This window comes from Streptomyces sp. NPDC028308, from assembly GCF_055565855.1.
The window spans coordinates 262,208-278,688 of the sequence record NZ_JBVHTO010000013.1 but is presented as its reverse complement, the minus strand read 5'-3'; the positions used below and the strand labels follow the sequence as shown (position 1 = coordinate 278,688).

The window sequence follows — 16,481 nt, the reverse complement described above, 5'->3', positions numbered from 1 at the left end:
CGGTTCTGTAAGAACGCCGGCCCCTGCCCGGGACCGCTGCCTGCCGCTTCCTGGGGCCCGCCCTCTCGGGGAGGCTGCGATGGAGGCCGGCCGGGGCGCGGCGGGGCTTATCCGTCCCATGCCGCAGTCGGCCTGCCCCATGCGCTGGTGGAGGGCACCGCTCCCGTGGCCCGTCCCCACTTCCAACTCCCCTGCCTGCGTGCCTGCTTTCCTGTCTCCTCGTGCAACCCTTCGACGCCATCGCGAGTCTCCTGATTGCCGGACAGGATCAGTGGGTCATACATGGAACAACTTCGAGCAGACACCGACGGACCAGCACTTCATCGACCGGGATCTCCGCCGGATGTCCCGATCCCATCGCGCATGGCCGAGCACAGGCGCATTCCCGGCCCCGCTCCCGACACGCGTACACGTCCTTGCCGCGAACGTCGCGGCAGCGCCGCTGACCGGCGGCCTCCTCACCGCGTCGGCGGCTCGGCCGGCGCGGCCCACTCCGGCGCGACCGCACGGCGGAGATCGACGGGGAGGGCTGTGCGACGTGCTGGGCGAACCCCGGCTGCCGGGCTCGCCTCGGCGACCACCCATGGGGCGATCAGTACAGCAACGCCCGACTCGTCATCGGCAACAGCCCAGCGAAAGGCCCGTCCATGAAGCGAACGCTCACGTTGATCAGTGCACTGGCCGTCACCGCGCTGTCGCCGACCGCGGCGCACGCCGCGGTCAAGAAGGCCAAGACTCCTCTCAGTTGCGAGTCCCGGACGTTCACCTCGACACCGGGTCCTCGCTTCAACGACCCGGAGGACCCCGACGCCCGGATGAACGTCATGGGCCCGATCATCGAATCGATCAACAGCGCCGGTTGCGGGCAGACCATACGCGTCGCCATGTACTCGATCGGCGGCACGCAGCCGGGCCCGGACTTCGCCAACGCCCTGATCGCCGCGCACCAGCGCGGCGTCATCGTCAAGGCGCTGATGGACGTGCACAGCGACAACGCGGTCTGGCAGTCGTTGGTCACCGAGCTGGGCAACGATCCGCGGGCCTCCAGCTTCGCCGCGCTGTGCCCGGGCGGCTGCCTGACCCACTATTCCGGCTCCGCCCTGCACGCGAAGTACTACATGTTCAGCGGCGGGAGCGACGCGAACAGGACCGTGACCGTCAGCAGCGCCAACCCCACGCCCGCCCAGGCCAATACCGCGTGGAACAGCAGCGCCACCGTCAAGGGCAACGTCGACCTGTACAACCTCTACGCCCGCTACTTCACCGCCATGGCCAAGGGGGCGCTCAACGGTCCGGGCCCGCTGATGCCCGACTACTACAGCTCCACCGACGGCCAGGCCGCCAGGACACTGTCCCCGCCCTCCTACCAGTGGCCCAAGGCGCGCTCCAAGAGCGACACCTGGGTCGACTTCCTGAACAACGTCAAGGCGCCGGCCACGATCAACATAGCCATGTTCGAGTGGACCTCTCACGGGCAGCCGGGCGACCGGAACTATCTCGAACTGCCGAAGAAGCTGGTGAGCCTGGCACAGACCGGCGTCAAGATCCGCGTACTCCTCACCGCCGGCCAGGTCGACAGCAGCGTGCAGAACTACCTGAAGGACCGGCCGAACATCTCCGTGCACGACACCACCCGCGGAACCGACGCGAACGGCAACGCCCTGCACTACACACACGACAAGTACATGATGGTCAGCGGCGGCTACGCGGGTGCGGTCGACTCCAGAATCGTGTTCGTCGGCTCCGCGAACTGGACGAGCAACGGCGTCTGGCACAACGACGAGTCGGACCTGAAGCTGGTCGGCCAGTCCAGCTATGACGCGTTCATGACGGACTGGCAGGACCAGTACGACCGCTGCTGCGGGACCGCAACGCTGAAGCTGGGCGCCGAGGAGCGCGCCGAGAACACGGCACGCGAGATTCCGATCGACCCGAAGCAGGTCAAGGAGTAGGCATTCCCCGCCGCTCGTGACCTGGGGGTACCGCACGGTGAGTTCTTCGAACCGCACCTAGGGCTTGTCCGACGGATCAAGTCGGAGGAAATCGGCAGTGCCTTGCAGCCCCCGTGTCTCCGGCATGATCCGTCGGACAAGCCCTAGTCCTCCGGGCGCTCCTCCGTGGAGGCCGGCGGCCGGCCCCGGCGGGGGATCGGCCCCGCGGCCCCCGGCAGGCGCCCGGCCTCGGCCAGCGCCCGCCGCAGCAGGAACTCGATCTGGGCGTTGGCGGACCGCAGCTCGTCGCCCGCCCAGCGGGCCAGCGCGTCGTGGACGAGCGGGTCCAGCCGCAGCAGCACCTGCTTGCGCTGCTGCGGCCGACGCCGGGGCGCCCCCTCCCCGGGGGTGCCTTCCGTGGGAGCCGTCACTGGTAGAGGGACCCGGTGTTCAGGACGGGCTGCGCCGCGCGGTCCCCGCAGAGCACCACCATCAGGTTCGACACCATCGCCGCCTTCCGCTCGGAGTCCAGCTCCACGATGTCCCTTTCGCTGATCCTGGCGATCGCCGCCTCGACCATCCCGACGGCGCCGTCGACGATCTGCCGGCGCGCCGCCACGACCGCTCCCGCCTGCTGGCGCTGGAGCATCGCCGACGCGATCTCGGGAGCGTACGCGAGGTGCGTGAAGCGCGACTCGATGATCTGCACGCCGGCGGCCTCCACGCGCGCGTGCAGCTCGACGGCGAGCTTCTCGGTGATCTCCTCCGCGTTGCCCCGCAGTGACAGGCCGCCCTCCTCGTGGGCGTCGTAGGGGTACTCGATGGCGATGTGCCGGACGGCCGCCTCGGTCTGGGTGGCGACGAACTCCAGGAAGTCGTCCACCTCGAAGCTCGCCTGCGCGGTGTCCTCGACCCGCCACACCACGACCGCGGCGAGCTCGATCGGGTTGCCGTACGCGTCGTTGACCTTGAGGACGGCCGTCTCGTGGTTGCGCACCCGCGTGGAGATCTTGGTCCTGGACGTCAGCGGGTTCACCCAGCGCAGCCCGTCCTGCCGGATGGTCCCCCGGTAGCGCCCGAAGAGCTGGACCACCCGGGCCTCGCCCGGCGCCACCGTGTTCAGGCCGCACATGGCGAAGAAGGCCGCGATGCCGATCAGGATGCCGCCGGTGATCAGCACGGCCTTGAAGCCGGTGTCCGTGACCGAGGCTCCGGCGGCGACGGCCCCGGCGCCCGCCACCAGCCCGAGCAGTCCCAGCAGCAGGGCCAGCCCGCCGCCGATGCTGTGCGCGGCGAACTCCCGGACCCGCGGCGCGGGCATGTCCGGCAGGTCGGCCTCGGCCGGCGCGCCCTGTGCGGTGTCGTGTGCGGACATGGTCGTCCCCCCTGTCTCGTGCCGCGCGGCCCTGGCCGTACGGCACTGGTGTGAAAGCCTTGTTCTAGCTAAGTGATATCACTTTATCGCGCCCGGCAACCTTCCGCATCCCTGGATCGTCGGTTGAGTGAGAAGCGGGTGCTGATTCTCACGTCCGTAAAAGACCGGATCGGCAGCGCTTTGTCATACCGCGCGGTGTTAGCTTTCTGAGCTGACCTGAGCGACGAACCTGTGTGACGCACGAGAGTGGACGCGCCACACGAGCGCGGCACGACCACACGCCACGAGACCGAAGCGGAGCGGATCGGACCCATGGGACGAGCGGAAGAGAGACGAGCGCGGCAGCGTGGTGGCCGCCGCGCGGCGCCCCGGAGCTCGACCGGGGCCAAGGGCAGCCGCGGGGGCATACGCCGCTTCTTCACCTGGAAGAAGATCGTCGGCACGTTCTTCGGCCTGTGCCTCCTCGTCATGGGCGCGTTCGTCGTGCTGTACCTGGTCGTCGACGTCCCCGAGGGCAACGCGGCCGCGAAGCTCCAGAGCAACGTCTACGAGTACGAGGACGGCTCGGTCCTGGCCCGCACGGGCGACGTCAACCGCGAGATCGTCGACCTCGCGAAGGTGCCCAAGAAGGTCCAGCGGACCTTCGTCGCCGCCGAGAACAAGTCCTTCTACAGCGACTCGGGCGTCGACCTCAAGGGCACCGCCCGCGGTCTGGTCAACACCCTCTCCGGCAAGGGCAAGCAGGGCGGCTCGACGATCACGCAGCAGTACGTGAAGAACTACTACCTCACGCAGGACCAGACCGTCACGCGCAAGCTGAAGGAACTGGTCATCTCGCTCAAGGTGGACCGCCAGAAGTCCAAGGAGGCCATCCTCGCGGGCTACATCAACACCAGCTACTACGGCCGCGGCGCCTACGGCATCCAGGCGGCGGCGCAGGCCTACTACCAGGTGGACGCCAAGCGCCTGTCGGTCGAGCAGGGCGCCTACCTCGCCTCGCTCCTCCAGGCCCCGAGCCAGTACGACTGGGCGGTCGCCACGGACACCGGCAAGAAGCTGGTCAGGAACCGCTGGAACTACACGCTCGACAACATGGTCGAGCAGGGCTGGCTGGACGCGGGCGAGCGCCAGGGCATGACGTTCCCCGTGCCGAAGGACCCCAAGGGCGCGCCGGGCATGGAGGGCCAGACCGGCTACCTCGTCGACGCGGCCAACAAGGCGCTCATGAGGCAGCTCGTCGCGCAGGGCTCCGCCAGCAGCCTGGAGGACGCCGAGGCGAAGGTCGAGGCGGGCGGCTGGACGCTCACCCTGAACATCGACAAGAAGAAGCAGGAGCAGCTGGAGGACGCGGTCAAGACCCAGCTGACCAGCAAGCTGAACGCGAAGAAGCGTCCGGTCGACGGCGACGTCCAGGCGGGCGCCGCGTCCGTGGACCCGAAGACGGGCAAGGTCCTCGCGCTGTACGGCGGCAAGAACTACGTCAAGCACTTCGTGAACAACGCGACCCGGCGCGACTACCAGCCGGCGTCCACCTTCAAGCCGCTGATCCTCGCCGCCGCCCTCGACCAGGGCGCCACCACGCAGGACGGCAAGCCGATCAACGCGAGCACGGTCTACGACGGCACCAGCAGGCGCCCGGTCGTGGACCGGGGCGCCAAGGTCGGGTTCGCGCCGCCGAACGAGGACAACCAGAGCTACGGCGACGTCACCGTCCAGACCGCGATGAACAAGTCCGTCAACTCCGTCTTCGCGCAGATGGGCGTCGACGTCGGCATGGACGAGGTCCTCAAGACCGCGGGCGACCTCGGCATGGACACCGAGGGCCTGCAGGCGGTGCCCGCGCAGACCCTCGGCACCATGGGGGCCAGCCCGCTGGAGATGGCCGGCGTCTACGCCACCCTCGACAACCACGGCAAGAAGGTCACCCCGGCCGTGGTCAAGACGGCCGAGCACAAGGACTACGACGTCGAGTTCCCGGACGCGGTCGGCGAGCGGGTCATCAGCCGCGAGGCCGCCGACACCGTCACCTCCGTGCTGACCGGCGTGGTCGACGACGGTACGGCCCGGGTGTCGGTGGCGCAGGCGGTGCACCGCAACGGCCAGCAGGTCGCCGGCAAGACCGGTACGTCCGACAACAACAAGTCGGCCTGGTTCACCGGCTACACGCCGAACCTCGTCACCTCGGTGGGCCTCTTCGGCGAGGACGCCAAGAAGCACACGCAGGTCTCCCTGAAGGGCGCAACGGGACTCGTCCCGGGCAGCGGCCGCATCAACGGCGGCGGGTACCCCGCCCAGATCTGGGCCTCGTACACCTTCGACGCCATGGGCAAGGTCACCCGGTTCGACCTGGAGACCACCCAGGGCGCGGCGGTCGGGCCGACCGAGACCCCGTCGGCGACGCCGACCCCGAGCGAGACCCCCTCGTCGACGCCGACGACCAAGGAGCCGACGACCGAGCCGCCGACGAGCGACAGCGAGACGCCCTCGACCAAGCCGACGACGAAGCCGCCGACGAAGCCGTCGGTCACGCCGAGCCCGTCGGCGAGCGGCGGGCTGCCCGAGGACCCGTTGCGTCCCGGCGGCGAGGAACGCTGACCACACGAGGAGGGCGCCCGGCCGACCGGCCGGGCGCCCTCCAAGTTCGTGCGGGGTCCCCGCGGTCCGCGGGGCGGTGCGTCAGCTGCGGTTCAGCTCGAACCAGACGACCTTGCCGGTGCTCAGCCTGGTCGCGCCCCACCGCCGCGCCAGCCGGTTCACCAGGTACAGGCCGCGCCCGCCCTCGTCCGTGGCGCGTGCCTGGCGCAGCCTCGGCAGCTGCGGCACGTCGTCGCCGACCTCGCAGCGCAGCACGTCCGTGCGCAGCAGGCGCAGGGTGACCGGCCGCGAGGCGTAGCGCACGGCGTTGGTCACGACCTCGCTGACGAGCAGTTCCACGGAGTCGCTCATGTCCTCCAGACCCCAGCGGGACAGCGCGCGGCGCGCGAGCCGCCGGGCCCGCCCGGGTGCCGAGTCCTCGGGCTCCAGGGTCCAGTACGCGACGTCGCTCGGCGCGATCCCGTCGAACCGGGCGGCGAGCAGGGCGATGTCGTCGTCCCGGTCGCCCGGGCCGAGCATGTCGAGCACCTCGTCGCAGAGGGCTTCGAGCGGCGGCGGATGGTCGGGCCCGGTCAGCTGCGCGGTGGCCGCGAGACGCTCCCGCAGCTGCTCTATCCCGGTCCACACGTCCCGCAGCCGGGACTCCACCAGGCCGTCGGTGTAGAGGAGCAGGGTGGCTCCGGCGGGCGCGTCCAGCTCGACGGCCTCGAAGTCGACCCCGCCCACGCCGATCGGGGCGCCCGGCGGCACCCGCAGCACCTCGGCCCGGCCGCCCAGGTGCAGCAGGACGGGCGGCGGGTGGCCCGCGTTGGCGATCGTGATGCGGTGCGCGACCGGGTCGTAGACGGCGTACAGGCAGGTCGCCATGCGGTCGGTGCCCAGCCGCTGGGCCTGCTCGTCCAGGTGGTGCAGCACCTCCTGCGGCGGCAGGTCGAGCCCGGCGAGGGTCTGCGCGGTGGTGCGCAGCTGGCCCATGATGGCCGCGGACGTCATCGAGTGGCCCATGACGTCACCGACGACGAGGGCGACACGGCTGCCCGGCAGCGGGATCGCGTCGTACCAGTCGCCGCCCACGCGCGCGGTCTCGGCGGCCGGCAGGTAGCGGGACGCCAGCCGTACGCCGGTGGGGCGCGGCAGCGTCTCGGGCAGCATCGTGCGCTGGAGCTCGTCGGCGATGTACGCCTCGCGGCCGTACAGCACCGCCTTGTCGATGCCGAGCGCGCTGTGCGTGGCGAGCTGGGCGGCCACCAGCAGGTCGTCGGTCTCGAAGGCCATGCGCTCGGGCCGGCGCAGGAAGAGCGCCGCGCCGATGACCCGGCGCCGGCCCCGCAGCGGGGCCAGGATGGCGCGCTGGCCGCCCGGCACGGAGAGGTCGTCGCCGAGCAGCTCCGGCAGCGCGGCCCGGGCGGCGGGCGCGTCCGCGAAGACGGGCCGCACCCCGCGCAGCACCTCGGCGAGCGCGCCGCCGGGGCGGACCTCGCACAGCTCGGCGGTCATCGTCGACAGGTCGCTCGGTTCGGGCTGGAGCGCGGCGATGAAGCCGCCCTCGGTGTCCCGCTCCTCGGGGATCCGGTCGGTGCGCCGCAGCCGCAGCACGACGGGCCCGGTGGGCCGCTCGTCGCCCACGGGCAGCGGGTCGCGCAGATAGACGAGGATCGCGTCGGAGAAGGTCGGCACGGTGGCCCGGCACAGGCCCATGACGATCTCGTCCAGGTCTATGCCGCGGGCGATCCGCCGGGTCGCGGCGCCCACGAAGCGCAGCCGGTCGCCGTCGCGGCGCATCGGCATCGGGCCGCTCGGCGGCAGCCCCTGGCCGGTGCGCCGGTCCTTGCCGGCGGAGGTCCGTTCCTGCTCGCCGCCCGGCTGGACCGGGATGCTCTCCGCGGGGCGCGGCCGGTGCGGGTCCTGCTCGGCGGCCGTCGGCTGCGTGTGCTCGGGGCCGGGCGAGGCGGACGCACCCGTGCCGGGCGCGGGCGTGCCCGTGCCCTGGCCGGCGGGGGGTCCCTGCTTGGCGCACTGGGCGGTCGTGCCCGGACCTGCCGGGGCGTCGCCGGTGCGCGCCTGAGCGGGTAACGCCACGGGGCCGTGGGGGTCGCCGCGGTCGAACGCCGCCGCGGCCGGGGGAGTGCTCACCTGCTCCGGGGTATGCAGGAGCGCCCCGCGGGGGTCCGCGGGGGTGGGCGGCCGTCCGGCACTGGGCCGGTGGCGCTCGTGCGAGGTCGGGTGCTCCGTCACGCGTGTCGAATCCATCCGTCCGGGGCTGCGCGCCGTGCGTGCAGTTCGTCCCGCAGAAGTGCCGATACCCGGAATACGTGTCCCGGGAACGGAATTTCCGCGTCATGAGCCTCGGACCGGCCCGCGATCGGCGCGGACAGCCCGTCCCGCCGGTGCCGGGCCGTACCCGTGTGGCCCTCGTACCCCTCGCTCACGTCCTGCCGCCCCTCGGTGACGTCTGGCCAAGCCCAGCGCTTGCTGCGGGAGTTGCTGCTGTGCGCCCTCCCGTCACCCGGCCACCACCCCTCAACGTCGGTGCCGTGCACCGGCCTTGACCCGATCTGATGCGGAGGACGATCCTACGTTTGTACCACGGGGGCGCATCAAGGGTCTCACGTGGACACGTGCGCGGGCGTACGGTCCCAGTCGTCCGGCAACGACGGTACGCCCCACGACGGATCCGGGCGCCAGTGCTGCCATCCTTCCGAGAACGGCGGCCCCCAGGCACGGATCACCTCCACGGCGGAGCGGCCCGCTTCCCGTACCCGTTCCGCCAGTTGAGTATCCATCAGACCGGCCGCCTGCGCCTGTGCGAACTCGTCCTCATCCAGCCAACGCCACGTCCGGTCCGGATGGACCGAGATGTCCAGGAAGTGGTCCCGGGAGTCGACGCCGCCGGACCAGCGGACCAGCGGATCCTCCAGGTTCACGTACCAGTTCTTGAACCGCCAGCCCGGCTCCCAGAAGAGCCACACCGACCACGGCTCGCCCGGCCGCGCCAACTTCAGTACGCCGGTGCCGGACCAGCGGTCGCGGCGCACCGCGCGCGGCTTGGTGTACCGCGACTCCAGCGGCTCGGAGTGCACCGGCGTTCCGTCGGCGAGCACCGGCTTCACGCACTCCGTGCCGGGAGCCATCCACACCGCGAGCAGTTCGTCGTCGTCGCGCACGACGGTCACGGGACGGCAGATGTGCACGCGCTCGCCCGCGTTCTCCCGGTACCGCCACAGGATGCGGTCGCCGGGGGCCCAGCGCGCCGTCGATCCGCCCTCTTCGCGCCTCACCGCTCCACCGTCCGCCATGAACAGATATTAGGTGCCACAGGCATACGACGCTGCGGCGCGCGTCACGGTTCGCGCGCGGGCGGGCTGAGTCACGGGTGCGTCATCCGCAGGACGTCCAGGGCCTCGTCGAGCTGCCCGCTCGTGAGGTCGCCGCGCTCCACATAGCCGGACTCCAGCACGACCTGACGGATCGTCTTCTGTTCCGCGAGGGCCTTCTTGGCGACCTTGGCGGCCTCCTCGTACCCGATGTACTTGTTCAGCGGGGTCACGACGGACGGCGACGACTCGGCGTACTCGCGCGCCCGTTCGCGGTTGGCGGTGATGCCGTCGACGGTCCGGTCGGCGAGCAGGCGCGTCACGTTGGTGAGCAGCCGGACGGACTCCAGCACGTTCTTGGCGATGACCGGGAGCATGACGTTGAGCTCGAAGTTGCCGGCGGCGCCCGCGACGGCCACGGTCGCGTCGTTCCCCGTCACCTGGGCGGCGACCATCAGCACGGCCTCGGGAATGACCGGATTCACCTTGCCCGGCATGATCGAGGAACCCGGCTGGAGGTCGGGCAGGTTGATCTCGGCGAGCCCGGTGCGCGGTCCGGACGCCATCCACCGCAGGTCGTTGGCGATCTTCGTCAGCCCGACCGCGATGGTCCGCAGCTGCCCGCTCGTCTCGACGATCCCGTCCCGCGCGCCCTGTGCCTCGAAGTGGTCGCGCGCCTCGGTGAGCGGCAGCCCCGTGGTGCGGGCGACCTCCTCGATCACGGCGGCGGCGAACCCGGCCGGGGTGTTGATCCCGGTGCCCACCGCCGTTCCCCCGAGGGGCAGTTCGGCCAGTCGCGGCAGCGAGGACCGCAGCCGCTCGACGCCGTACCGCACCTGCGCCGCGTATCCGCCGAACTCCTGGCCCAGCGTCACCGGCGTCGCGTCCATGAGGTGCGTGCGCCCGGACTTCACCACGTCGGCGAACTCCTCGGACTTGCGCTCCAGGGAGGCGGCGAGGTGCTCCAGGGCGGGGACGAGGTCGCGGGTGACGGCGGCGGTGGCGGCGATGTGGATGCTGGAGGGGAAGACGTCGTTGGACGACTGCGAGGCGTTCACGTGGTCGTTCGGGTGGACGTCCCGGCCGAGCCGCTCGGTCGCGAGGGTGGCGATGACCTCGTTGGTGTTCATGTTGGACGAGGTCCCGGAGCCCGTCTGGAAGACGTCCACTGGGAAGTGCTCGTCCCAGCGTCCCTCGGCCACCTCGGCGGCGGCGTCCCCGATGGCCTGGGCCACGTCCTTGTCGAGCACCCCCAGTTCGGCGTTCACCTTCGCGGCGGCCGCCTTGATCCGGGCGAGGGCCTCGATGTGGGCGCGCTCCAGGTGCTGCCCGGAGACGGGGAAGTTCTCCACGGCGCGCTGCGTCTGGGCCCGCCACTTGGCGTGCGCGGGGACGCGGACCTCGCCCATGGAGTCGTGCTCGATGCGGTAGTCGCTCATACCCGGTACAGCGTGGGGCGGACGGGGGATGTTCCCCCGTCCGCCCATCCGTGGTCACCGTCGGGCCGCGGCGGCCGGAAACGGCCCCCCGCCCGTGGCTAGCCGAGTCCGGGGCCCCGCACCGGGATCGTCGTGAACGTCGGCGCGGGCGCCGGGTCCTTGAAGAAGTCGTTGCCCTTGTCGTCGACGACGATGAACGCCGGGAAGTCCTCGACCTCGATCTTCCAGACGGCCTCCATGCCGAGCTCCTCGTACTCGACGACCTCGACCTTCTTGATGCAGTCCTGCGCGAGCCGCGCGGCCGGACCGCCGATCGACCCGAGGTAGAAACCGCCGTGCGATCCGCACGCGTCGGTGACCTGCTGGGACCGGTTGCCCTTGGCGAGCATCACCTTGGAGCCGCCCGCCGCCTGGAACTGCTCGACGTAGGAGTCCATCCGCCCGGCGGTGGTCGGCCCGAAGGAACCGGACGCGTACCCCTCGGGCGTCTTCGCGGGACCGGCGTAGTACACCGGGTGGTCCTTCAGGTACTGCGGCATCTCCTCGCCCGCGTCCAGGCGCTCCTTGATCTTGGCGTGCGCGATGTCGCGCGCGACGACGAGCGGCCCGGAGAGCGAGAGCCGGGTCTTGACCGGGTACTTGGTCAGCTCGGCGAGGATGTCGTCCATCGGCTGGTTGAGGTCGATCCTGACCACGTCGGCGGCCTCGTCGAGGTGCTCGTCGGTCGTGTCGGGCAGGAAGCGCGCCGGGTCGGTCTCCAGCTGCTCCAGGAAGACGCCCTCGGCGGTGATCTTCGCGACGGCCTGGCGGTCGGCGGAGCAGGACACCGCGATCGCGACCGGGCAGGACGCGCCGTGCCGGGGCAGGCGGACCACGCGCACGTCGTGGCAGAAGTACTTGCCGCCGAACTGCGCGCCGATCCCGATCCGCTGCGTCAGCTCGAAGACCTTCTCCTCCAGCTCCTTGTCCCGGAAGCCGTGCCCGAGCTCGGAGCCCTCGGCCGGGATCTCGTCCAGGTAGTGCGCGGAGGCGTACTTGGCGGTCTTCAGCGCGTACTCGGCGCTGGTGCCGCCGACGACGATCGCCAGGTGGTACGGCGGGCAGGCGGCCGTGCCGAGCGAACGGATCTTCTCCTCCAGGAACTTCATCATGGAGGCCTCGTTCAGGACGGCCTTCGTCTCCTGGTAGAGGAACGACTTGTTGGCCGAGCCGCCGCCCTTGGCCATGAAGAGGAACTTGTAGGCGCCGCCGTCGGTCGCGTACAGCTCGATCTGGGCCGGCAGGTTCGAGCCGGTGTTCTTCTCGTCCCACATGGTCAGCGGGGCCATCTGGGAGTAGCGCAGGTTGAGGTTCTTGTACGCGTCGTAGATGCCGCGCGAGAGGGCCGCCTCGTCGCCGCCCTCGGTGAGGACGTTCTGGCCGCGCTTGCCCATCACGATCGCCGTGCCGGTGTCCTGGCACATCGGCAGGACGCCCGCGGCGGCGATGTTCGCGTTCTTCAGCAGGTCGAGGGCGACGAACTTGTCGTTGGCCGACGCCTCCGGGTCGTCGATGATCCGGCGCAGCTGCGCGAGGTGGGCCGGGCGCAGGTAGTGCTGGATGTCGTGGATGGCCTCCGCGGCCAGCTTGCGCAGCGCCTCCGGCTCCACCTTGAGGAAGGTCCGCCCGTCGGCCTCGAAGGTGGAGACACCCTCGGAGGTCACCAGCCGGTAGGGGGTGGTGTCCTCTCCCTGGGGGAGCAGATCGGTGTACGCGAACTCAGGCATCTCGCCCATTCCTCACTCGACAGACAGCGGCTGGCCTCCGTTGGCAGCGTCCACCAGCGTAGGACCTGGCGGAAGCGGCCCGCCTGTGAGGTAGGGCTCAGTCGGGCGGCCGGACGGGACGGTGCCGGGCGCCGGAGTTCTCCACAGGTCGCGACAGGGGGTAGTCGCGATCTATCGCGTTTGGGTACGCTGCTGCCGTGGACCTTCACAAGAGCCCCGCCCCGACCGACGACAGGCCGGACAGCCGGCCCGTCACGCCGACCGAGCTGCGCTGCTCCGACGCCGACCGCGACCGGATCGCGGACCTCCTGCGCGACGCCCTGGCCGAGGGCCGCCTCACCCCGGACGAGCACGCGGAGCGCGTGGAGGGCGTGCTGAGCGCCAAGACGGTGGGGCAGCTCGACGTGTTCGTGCGGGACCTGCCCGCAGCCCACGGGCGCCGCCCGGCCCCCGCCTTCGCGCCCGCGCCGAACCGCCCCACAGAGGGCGCGATCCCGGTGGACGCCGACGAGAACGTGGTGGCGGTGTTCAGCACCGCGGTCCGCAAGGGCCGCTGGCGCGCCGGCCGCCGCATGCACGCGTACGCGATCTTCGGCAACGTGGAGATCGACCTCAGCGAGGCGGTCTTCGAGTACCAGCAGGTCGTGATCAAGGCGGTCTCGGTCTTCGGCAACGTGGAGGTCCGCGTCCCGGAGAACGTGTCGCTGCGCGGCAGCGGCGGCGGTGTCCTCGGCAACTTCGAGGTGGCCACCTTGGACGCGGACGACCCGGACGCCCCCGTGATCTACGTCGACGGCATCGCCGTCCTGGGGAACGTGGAGGCGAAGCCCAAGCGCGGCAAGCTCGTCGCCGACATCCTCGACCGGGTGGCGCAGCACGTGTCGGGGCGGGTGGACCGCGGTTTGCGCAAACACCTGGGGCATTGACGCTCGTGAATCCGGCGGCGCGGAGCGGACCGGTCCGCCCGCGCGGCGTGCCGGGGACGGAGAAACGCCGCGCTTCGGAACGCAGTGCATAGGCGCGCGCACAGCGGGTAGGCCTTGCTGCATCGTCTCTCGGAGGGCGCTGCGAAAAGGTCCGCGGCGCCCGGCACGCTCGCGAAGCCGTCGTCAGGAGTAGACCGTGCTGCAACCGCCGCATCAGACCCTGCAGGTAGCTGCCGTTCCGGCCCAGCGGGCGCCAGTGCGGGACAGGGATCAGGAAGCCCCGTGGCACACGGAGGCCGTGTGCCGGCGTGACGAGGCGGGCCTGTTCTTCGCACCCTCCAAGGAACCCACCGCGGCCCGGCTGTCCCGCGAGGAGGCGGCGAAGCGGGTGTGCGCACGCTGCCCCGTCATGGTCGAGTGCCGGGAGCACGCCCTCCTCCAGCCCGAGCCGTACGGGGTGTGGGGCGGCCTCACCGCCGCCGAGCGCCGCGTGGTGCTCGCCCGGCGCCGCCGGCGCGACGTCGAGCTGAAGAAGGCCGCCCGCGCCTCGGGGACGATAGCCGCCGCCGGCTGACCGGCGGACCAGACGCGAGAGGGGCGCCCTCCCCGCACGGGGGGCGCCCCTCCGACGTACGTCACGGCCGCGGGTCCAACGGGCCGCGCGGGCCCGCTACTTGGCGCGGTCGAAGTCGATCGCGCTGTACGCCCGCAGCTTGCTCAGCCGGTGCTCCGAGGTGATCTGGCGGACCGTGCCCGACTTGGAGCGCATCACGATCGACTCGGTCGTGGCCGTCTCCGCGCGGTACCGCACCCCGCGCAGCAGCTCGCCGTCCGTGATGCCGGTCGCGACGAAGAAGACGTTCTCGCCGGACACCAGGTCGTCGGTGTAGAGGACCCGGTCGAGGTCGTGGCCCGCGTCGACGGCGCGGCTGCGCTCCTCGTCGTCCTTGGGCCACAGCTTGCCCTGGATGGTGCCGCCCAGGCACTTCACGGCGCAGGCCGAGATGATGCCCTCGGGCGTGCCGCCGATGCCGAGCAGCAGGTCGATGCCGGTGCCCTCGCGCAGCGCCAGGATCGAGCCCGCGACGTCGCCGTCGGAGATCAGCTTGATGCGGGCGCCGGTCTCGCGGATCTCGTCGATGATCCCGGCGTGCCGCGGCCGGTCCAGGATGACGACCGTGACGTCCTCGGGCGTGGAGCGCTTGGCCTTCGCGACGCGGCGGATGTTCACCGAGACGGGGGCGTTGATGTCGACGAAGTCGGCGGCCTCCGGACCGGTGACGAGCTTGTCCATGTAGAAGACCGCGGACGGGTCGAACATGGTGCCGCGGTCGGCGGCGGCCAGCACCGCGATGGCGTTGCTCATGCCCTTCGCGGTCAGGGTGGTGCCGTCGATCGGGTCGACGGCGATGTCGCACTCGGGGCCCGTCCCGTCGCCGACCTGCTCCCCGTTGAAGAGCATCGGGGCCTCGTCCTTCTCCCCCTCGCCGATGACGACGACGCCGTTCATGGAGACGGTGGAGACGAGGGTCCGCATGGCCCGTACGGCGGCGCCGTCGGCGCCGTTCTTGTCACCGCGGCCGACCCAGCGGCCCGCGGCCATCGCGGCTGCTTCGGTGACCCGGACGAGTTCCAGGGCGAGGTTGCGGTCGGGGGCCTCTGAGGGGACCTCGAGTTCGGACGGCAAGTGATGCTCGGTCATCGGAGCGCACCTTTCTGATACGACGACGGCCGGATGAGGGTGTGCCCCGACTCTATCGTCAGGCAGACAAAATGAGCAGGGGGGCCCACGGATGAGCAGACCACTGCACCTGCGACGATAGGGGGCGTGGCAGGTATGAAAGGCAAGCAGACGGTCCGGGACATGGTTCTGTCCCTGGGCTTCATCGGTCTGGTCGCGGGCTTCATCTACGTCTTCGTCCCGCACGACGACTCCGAGCCCCCGGTCAAGCGCGTCGACTACACCGTCGAGCTGAGCACGGCCCGCCGCGCCGCCGCCTACCCGGTGGCGGCGCCCCAGGGCCTGCCGACGGCCTGGAAGGCGACGTCCGTGCGGTTCGACGGCGAGAAGTTCGACGCCTGGCACCTCGGCTACCACGCCCCGGACGGCGAGTACGTGGCGGTCGAGCAGTCCACGCAGCGGCCGGCCGCCTTCATCGACGACGCCAGCCAGGGTGCCGAGGAGACGCCGAAGACGCAGCGCATCGGCGACCGGACGTGGCAGCGGTACGAGGGCGACCACTACGACGCGCTCGTGCTGAAGGAGAAGGGCTCCACGACGGTGGTGACCGGCACGGCGTCGTTCACCGGGCTCGCGAAGATGGCCGGGGCCCTGCGCACGTCCTGACCTCGGTCCGGCTCCGGACACGGAAAGGGCCCCCGGCGCGTCGCCGGGGGCCCTTCGCGTACGCGGGACGGATCAGACGGTCGTGATGACCTCTTCGGCCGTCAGGCGCGGGGAGCGCGGGAACCAGGCGTCGTCGCCCGGCTTGCCGATGTTGACGATCATCAGCGGGGTGTGGTCGTCGTCCAGGAACTCCTTCTGGACGCCGGCGAAGTCGAAGCCGGTCATCGGGCCCGCGGCCAGGCCGGCGGCGCGGACGCCGATGATGAAGTACGCGGCCTGGAGGGCGGCGTTCAGCGCGGCGGCACCCTCACGGGCCGGGCGCTCGGAGAAGAACGCGTCCTTGGCCTGCGGGAAGTGCGGGAAGAGCTGCGGCAGCTCCTCGTGGAACTCGTTGTCCGCGGCGAGGATCGCGACCAGCGGGGCGGTGGCGGTCTTCGGCTGGTTGCCCTCGGCCATGAGCGGGACCAGGCGGGCGCGGGCCTCGGCGGAGCGGACCAGGGTGATGCGCAGCGGCGACTGGTTGAAGGCGGTCGGGCCGTACTTGACCAGGTCGTAGATCGCCTGGACCTGCTCCTCGGTCACCGGCTCGTCGGTGAAGGTGTTCGCGGTGCGGGCCTCGCGGAACAGCAGGTCCTGGGCGGCGGGGTCAAGAACGAGAGACATGAAAGAAGAACCTTTTCGAGACGTGCGTCGGATCCGTCGGATCGGCTGACGTCTCCGACAGTACGCGGAAGAAGTTCAAGGTTCAACAAAAACGGGTCCGTGGTGATCCGCCTCACAACCACGGA

General features: G+C 71.0%; 13 protein-coding genes. 5 read left to right on the top strand and 8 right to left on the bottom strand.

Annotated features, from left to right (window positions below; translation table 11 throughout):
- The first annotated feature begins 647 nt into the window (after positions 1-647).
- Positions 648-1,952 (top strand): phospholipase D-like domain-containing protein, encoded by a 1,305-nt coding sequence (locus tag ACZ4VA_RS30085; protein ID WP_355779636.1) that lies wholly within the window; start codon positions 648-650, stop codon positions 1,950-1,952.
- Positions 1,953-2,095: 143 nt separating this feature from the next.
- On the opposite strand, the gene ACZ4VA_RS30080 is transcribed toward ACZ4VA_RS30085, so the two are convergent.
- Positions 2,096-2,362, bottom strand: a complete 267-nt coding sequence (locus ACZ4VA_RS30080; RefSeq protein ID WP_356171136.1) for a type II toxin-antitoxin system antitoxin — start codon at positions 2,360-2,362, stop codon at positions 2,096-2,098.
- Positions 2,359-3,306, bottom strand: coding sequence for an SPFH domain-containing protein (locus tag ACZ4VA_RS30075; RefSeq protein WP_356171139.1), 948 nt, complete (start codon positions 3,304-3,306; stop codon positions 2,359-2,361). Before ACZ4VA_RS30075 ends, ACZ4VA_RS30080 begins: the two co-directional genes overlap by 4 nt.
- 312 nt (positions 3,307-3,618) lie before the next feature.
- Here ACZ4VA_RS30075 and ACZ4VA_RS30070 point away from each other — a divergent pair, with 312 nt between their 5' ends.
- Positions 3,619-5,901 (top strand): transglycosylase domain-containing protein, encoded by a 2,283-nt coding sequence (locus tag ACZ4VA_RS30070; protein WP_468083165.1) that lies wholly within the window; start codon positions 3,619-3,621, stop codon positions 5,899-5,901.
- A gap of 81 nt (positions 5,902-5,982) precedes the next feature.
- Here the strand turns inward: ACZ4VA_RS30070 and ACZ4VA_RS30065 are convergent, their stop codons facing one another.
- The 4 genes from ACZ4VA_RS30065 to ACZ4VA_RS30050 all read right to left on the bottom strand — a co-directional run bounded on the left by ACZ4VA_RS30065 (position 5,983) and on the right by ACZ4VA_RS30050 (position 12,420).
- Positions 5,983-8,151, bottom strand: a complete 2,169-nt coding sequence (locus ACZ4VA_RS30065; RefSeq protein WP_468083163.1) for a SpoIIE family protein phosphatase — start codon at positions 8,149-8,151, stop codon at positions 5,983-5,985.
- A 356-nt stretch (positions 8,152-8,507) separates the two neighbouring features.
- Positions 8,508-9,197 (bottom strand): cytidylyl-2-hydroxypropylphosphonate hydrolase, encoded by a 690-nt coding sequence (gene fomD / locus ACZ4VA_RS30060; RefSeq protein ID WP_355780933.1) that lies wholly within the window; start codon positions 9,195-9,197, stop codon positions 8,508-8,510.
- A gap of 71 nt (positions 9,198-9,268) precedes the next feature.
- Positions 9,269-10,654, bottom strand: a complete 1,386-nt coding sequence (locus ACZ4VA_RS30055) for a class II fumarate hydratase (protein ID WP_356171740.1) — start codon at positions 10,652-10,654, stop codon at positions 9,269-9,271.
- Positions 10,655-10,752: 98 nt separating this feature from the next.
- Complete coding sequence (locus ACZ4VA_RS30050) at positions 10,753-12,420, bottom strand: fumarate hydratase (protein WP_355780927.1); 1,668 nt, start codon at positions 12,418-12,420, stop codon at positions 10,753-10,755.
- A 197-nt stretch (positions 12,421-12,617) separates the two neighbouring features.
- Here ACZ4VA_RS30050 and ACZ4VA_RS30045 point away from each other — a divergent pair, with 197 nt between their 5' ends.
- Positions 12,618-13,346, top strand: coding sequence for a DUF1707 SHOCT-like domain-containing protein (locus tag ACZ4VA_RS30045; protein ID WP_388904241.1), 729 nt, complete (start codon positions 12,618-12,620; stop codon positions 13,344-13,346).
- Between the two features lie 196 nt (positions 13,347-13,542).
- A complete protein-coding gene (locus tag ACZ4VA_RS30040) occupies positions 13,543-13,920 on the top strand; it encodes a WhiB family transcriptional regulator (RefSeq protein ID WP_355780924.1) in 378 nt (125 codons plus the stop codon).
- Between the two features lie 96 nt (positions 13,921-14,016).
- Here ACZ4VA_RS30040 and glpX read toward each other — a convergent pair whose 3' ends face one another.
- Entirely contained in the window at positions 14,017-15,048 is a 1,032-nt protein-coding gene (gene glpX / locus ACZ4VA_RS30035; RefSeq protein WP_355780921.1) for a class II fructose-bisphosphatase, read from the bottom strand.
- A 126-nt stretch (positions 15,049-15,174) separates the two neighbouring features.
- Here glpX and ACZ4VA_RS30030 point away from each other — a divergent pair, with 126 nt between their 5' ends.
- Entirely contained in the window at positions 15,175-15,693 is a 519-nt protein-coding gene (locus tag ACZ4VA_RS30030) for a DUF4245 domain-containing protein (protein ID WP_355780918.1), read from the top strand.
- A gap of 72 nt (positions 15,694-15,765) precedes the next feature.
- Here the strand turns inward: ACZ4VA_RS30030 and ACZ4VA_RS30025 are convergent, their stop codons facing one another.
- On the bottom strand, positions 15,766-16,356 hold the full coding sequence (locus ACZ4VA_RS30025; RefSeq protein ID WP_355780917.1) for a malonic semialdehyde reductase: 591 nt from the start codon (positions 16,354-16,356) through the stop codon (positions 15,766-15,768).
- Between the last annotated feature and the right edge of the window lie 125 nt (positions 16,357-16,481).

Excerpts from the sequence above, each read along its gene's own strand:
- ACZ4VA_RS30050 (WP_355780927.1), bottom strand. The coding sequence starts at position 12,420 with ATGCCTGAGTTCGCGTACACCGATCTGCTCCCCCAGGGAGAGGACACC.
- ACZ4VA_RS30055 (WP_356171740.1), bottom strand. The coding sequence starts at position 10,654 with ATGAGCGACTACCGCATCGAGCACGACTCCATGGGCGAGGTCCGCGTC.
- ACZ4VA_RS30025 (WP_355780917.1), bottom strand. The coding sequence starts at position 16,356 with ATGTCTCTCGTTCTTGACCCCGCCGCCCAGGACCTGCTGTTCCGCGAG.
- ACZ4VA_RS30075 (WP_356171139.1), bottom strand. The coding sequence starts at position 3,306 with ATGTCCGCACACGACACCGCACAGGGCGCGCCGGCCGAGGCCGACCTG.
- ACZ4VA_RS30070 (WP_468083165.1), top strand. The coding sequence starts at position 3,619 with ATGGGACGAGCGGAAGAGAGACGAGCGCGGCAGCGTGGTGGCCGCCGC.
- glpX (WP_355780921.1), bottom strand. The coding sequence starts at position 15,048 with ATGACCGAGCATCACTTGCCGTCCGAACTCGAGGTCCCCTCAGAGGCC.
- fomD (WP_355780933.1), bottom strand. The coding sequence starts at position 9,197 with ATGGCGGACGGTGGAGCGGTGAGGCGCGAAGAGGGCGGATCGACGGCG.
- ACZ4VA_RS30065 (WP_468083163.1), bottom strand. The coding sequence starts at position 8,151 with ATGGATTCGACACGCGTGACGGAGCACCCGACCTCGCACGAGCGCCAC.
- ACZ4VA_RS30085 (WP_355779636.1), top strand. The coding sequence starts at position 648 with ATGAAGCGAACGCTCACGTTGATCAGTGCACTGGCCGTCACCGCGCTG.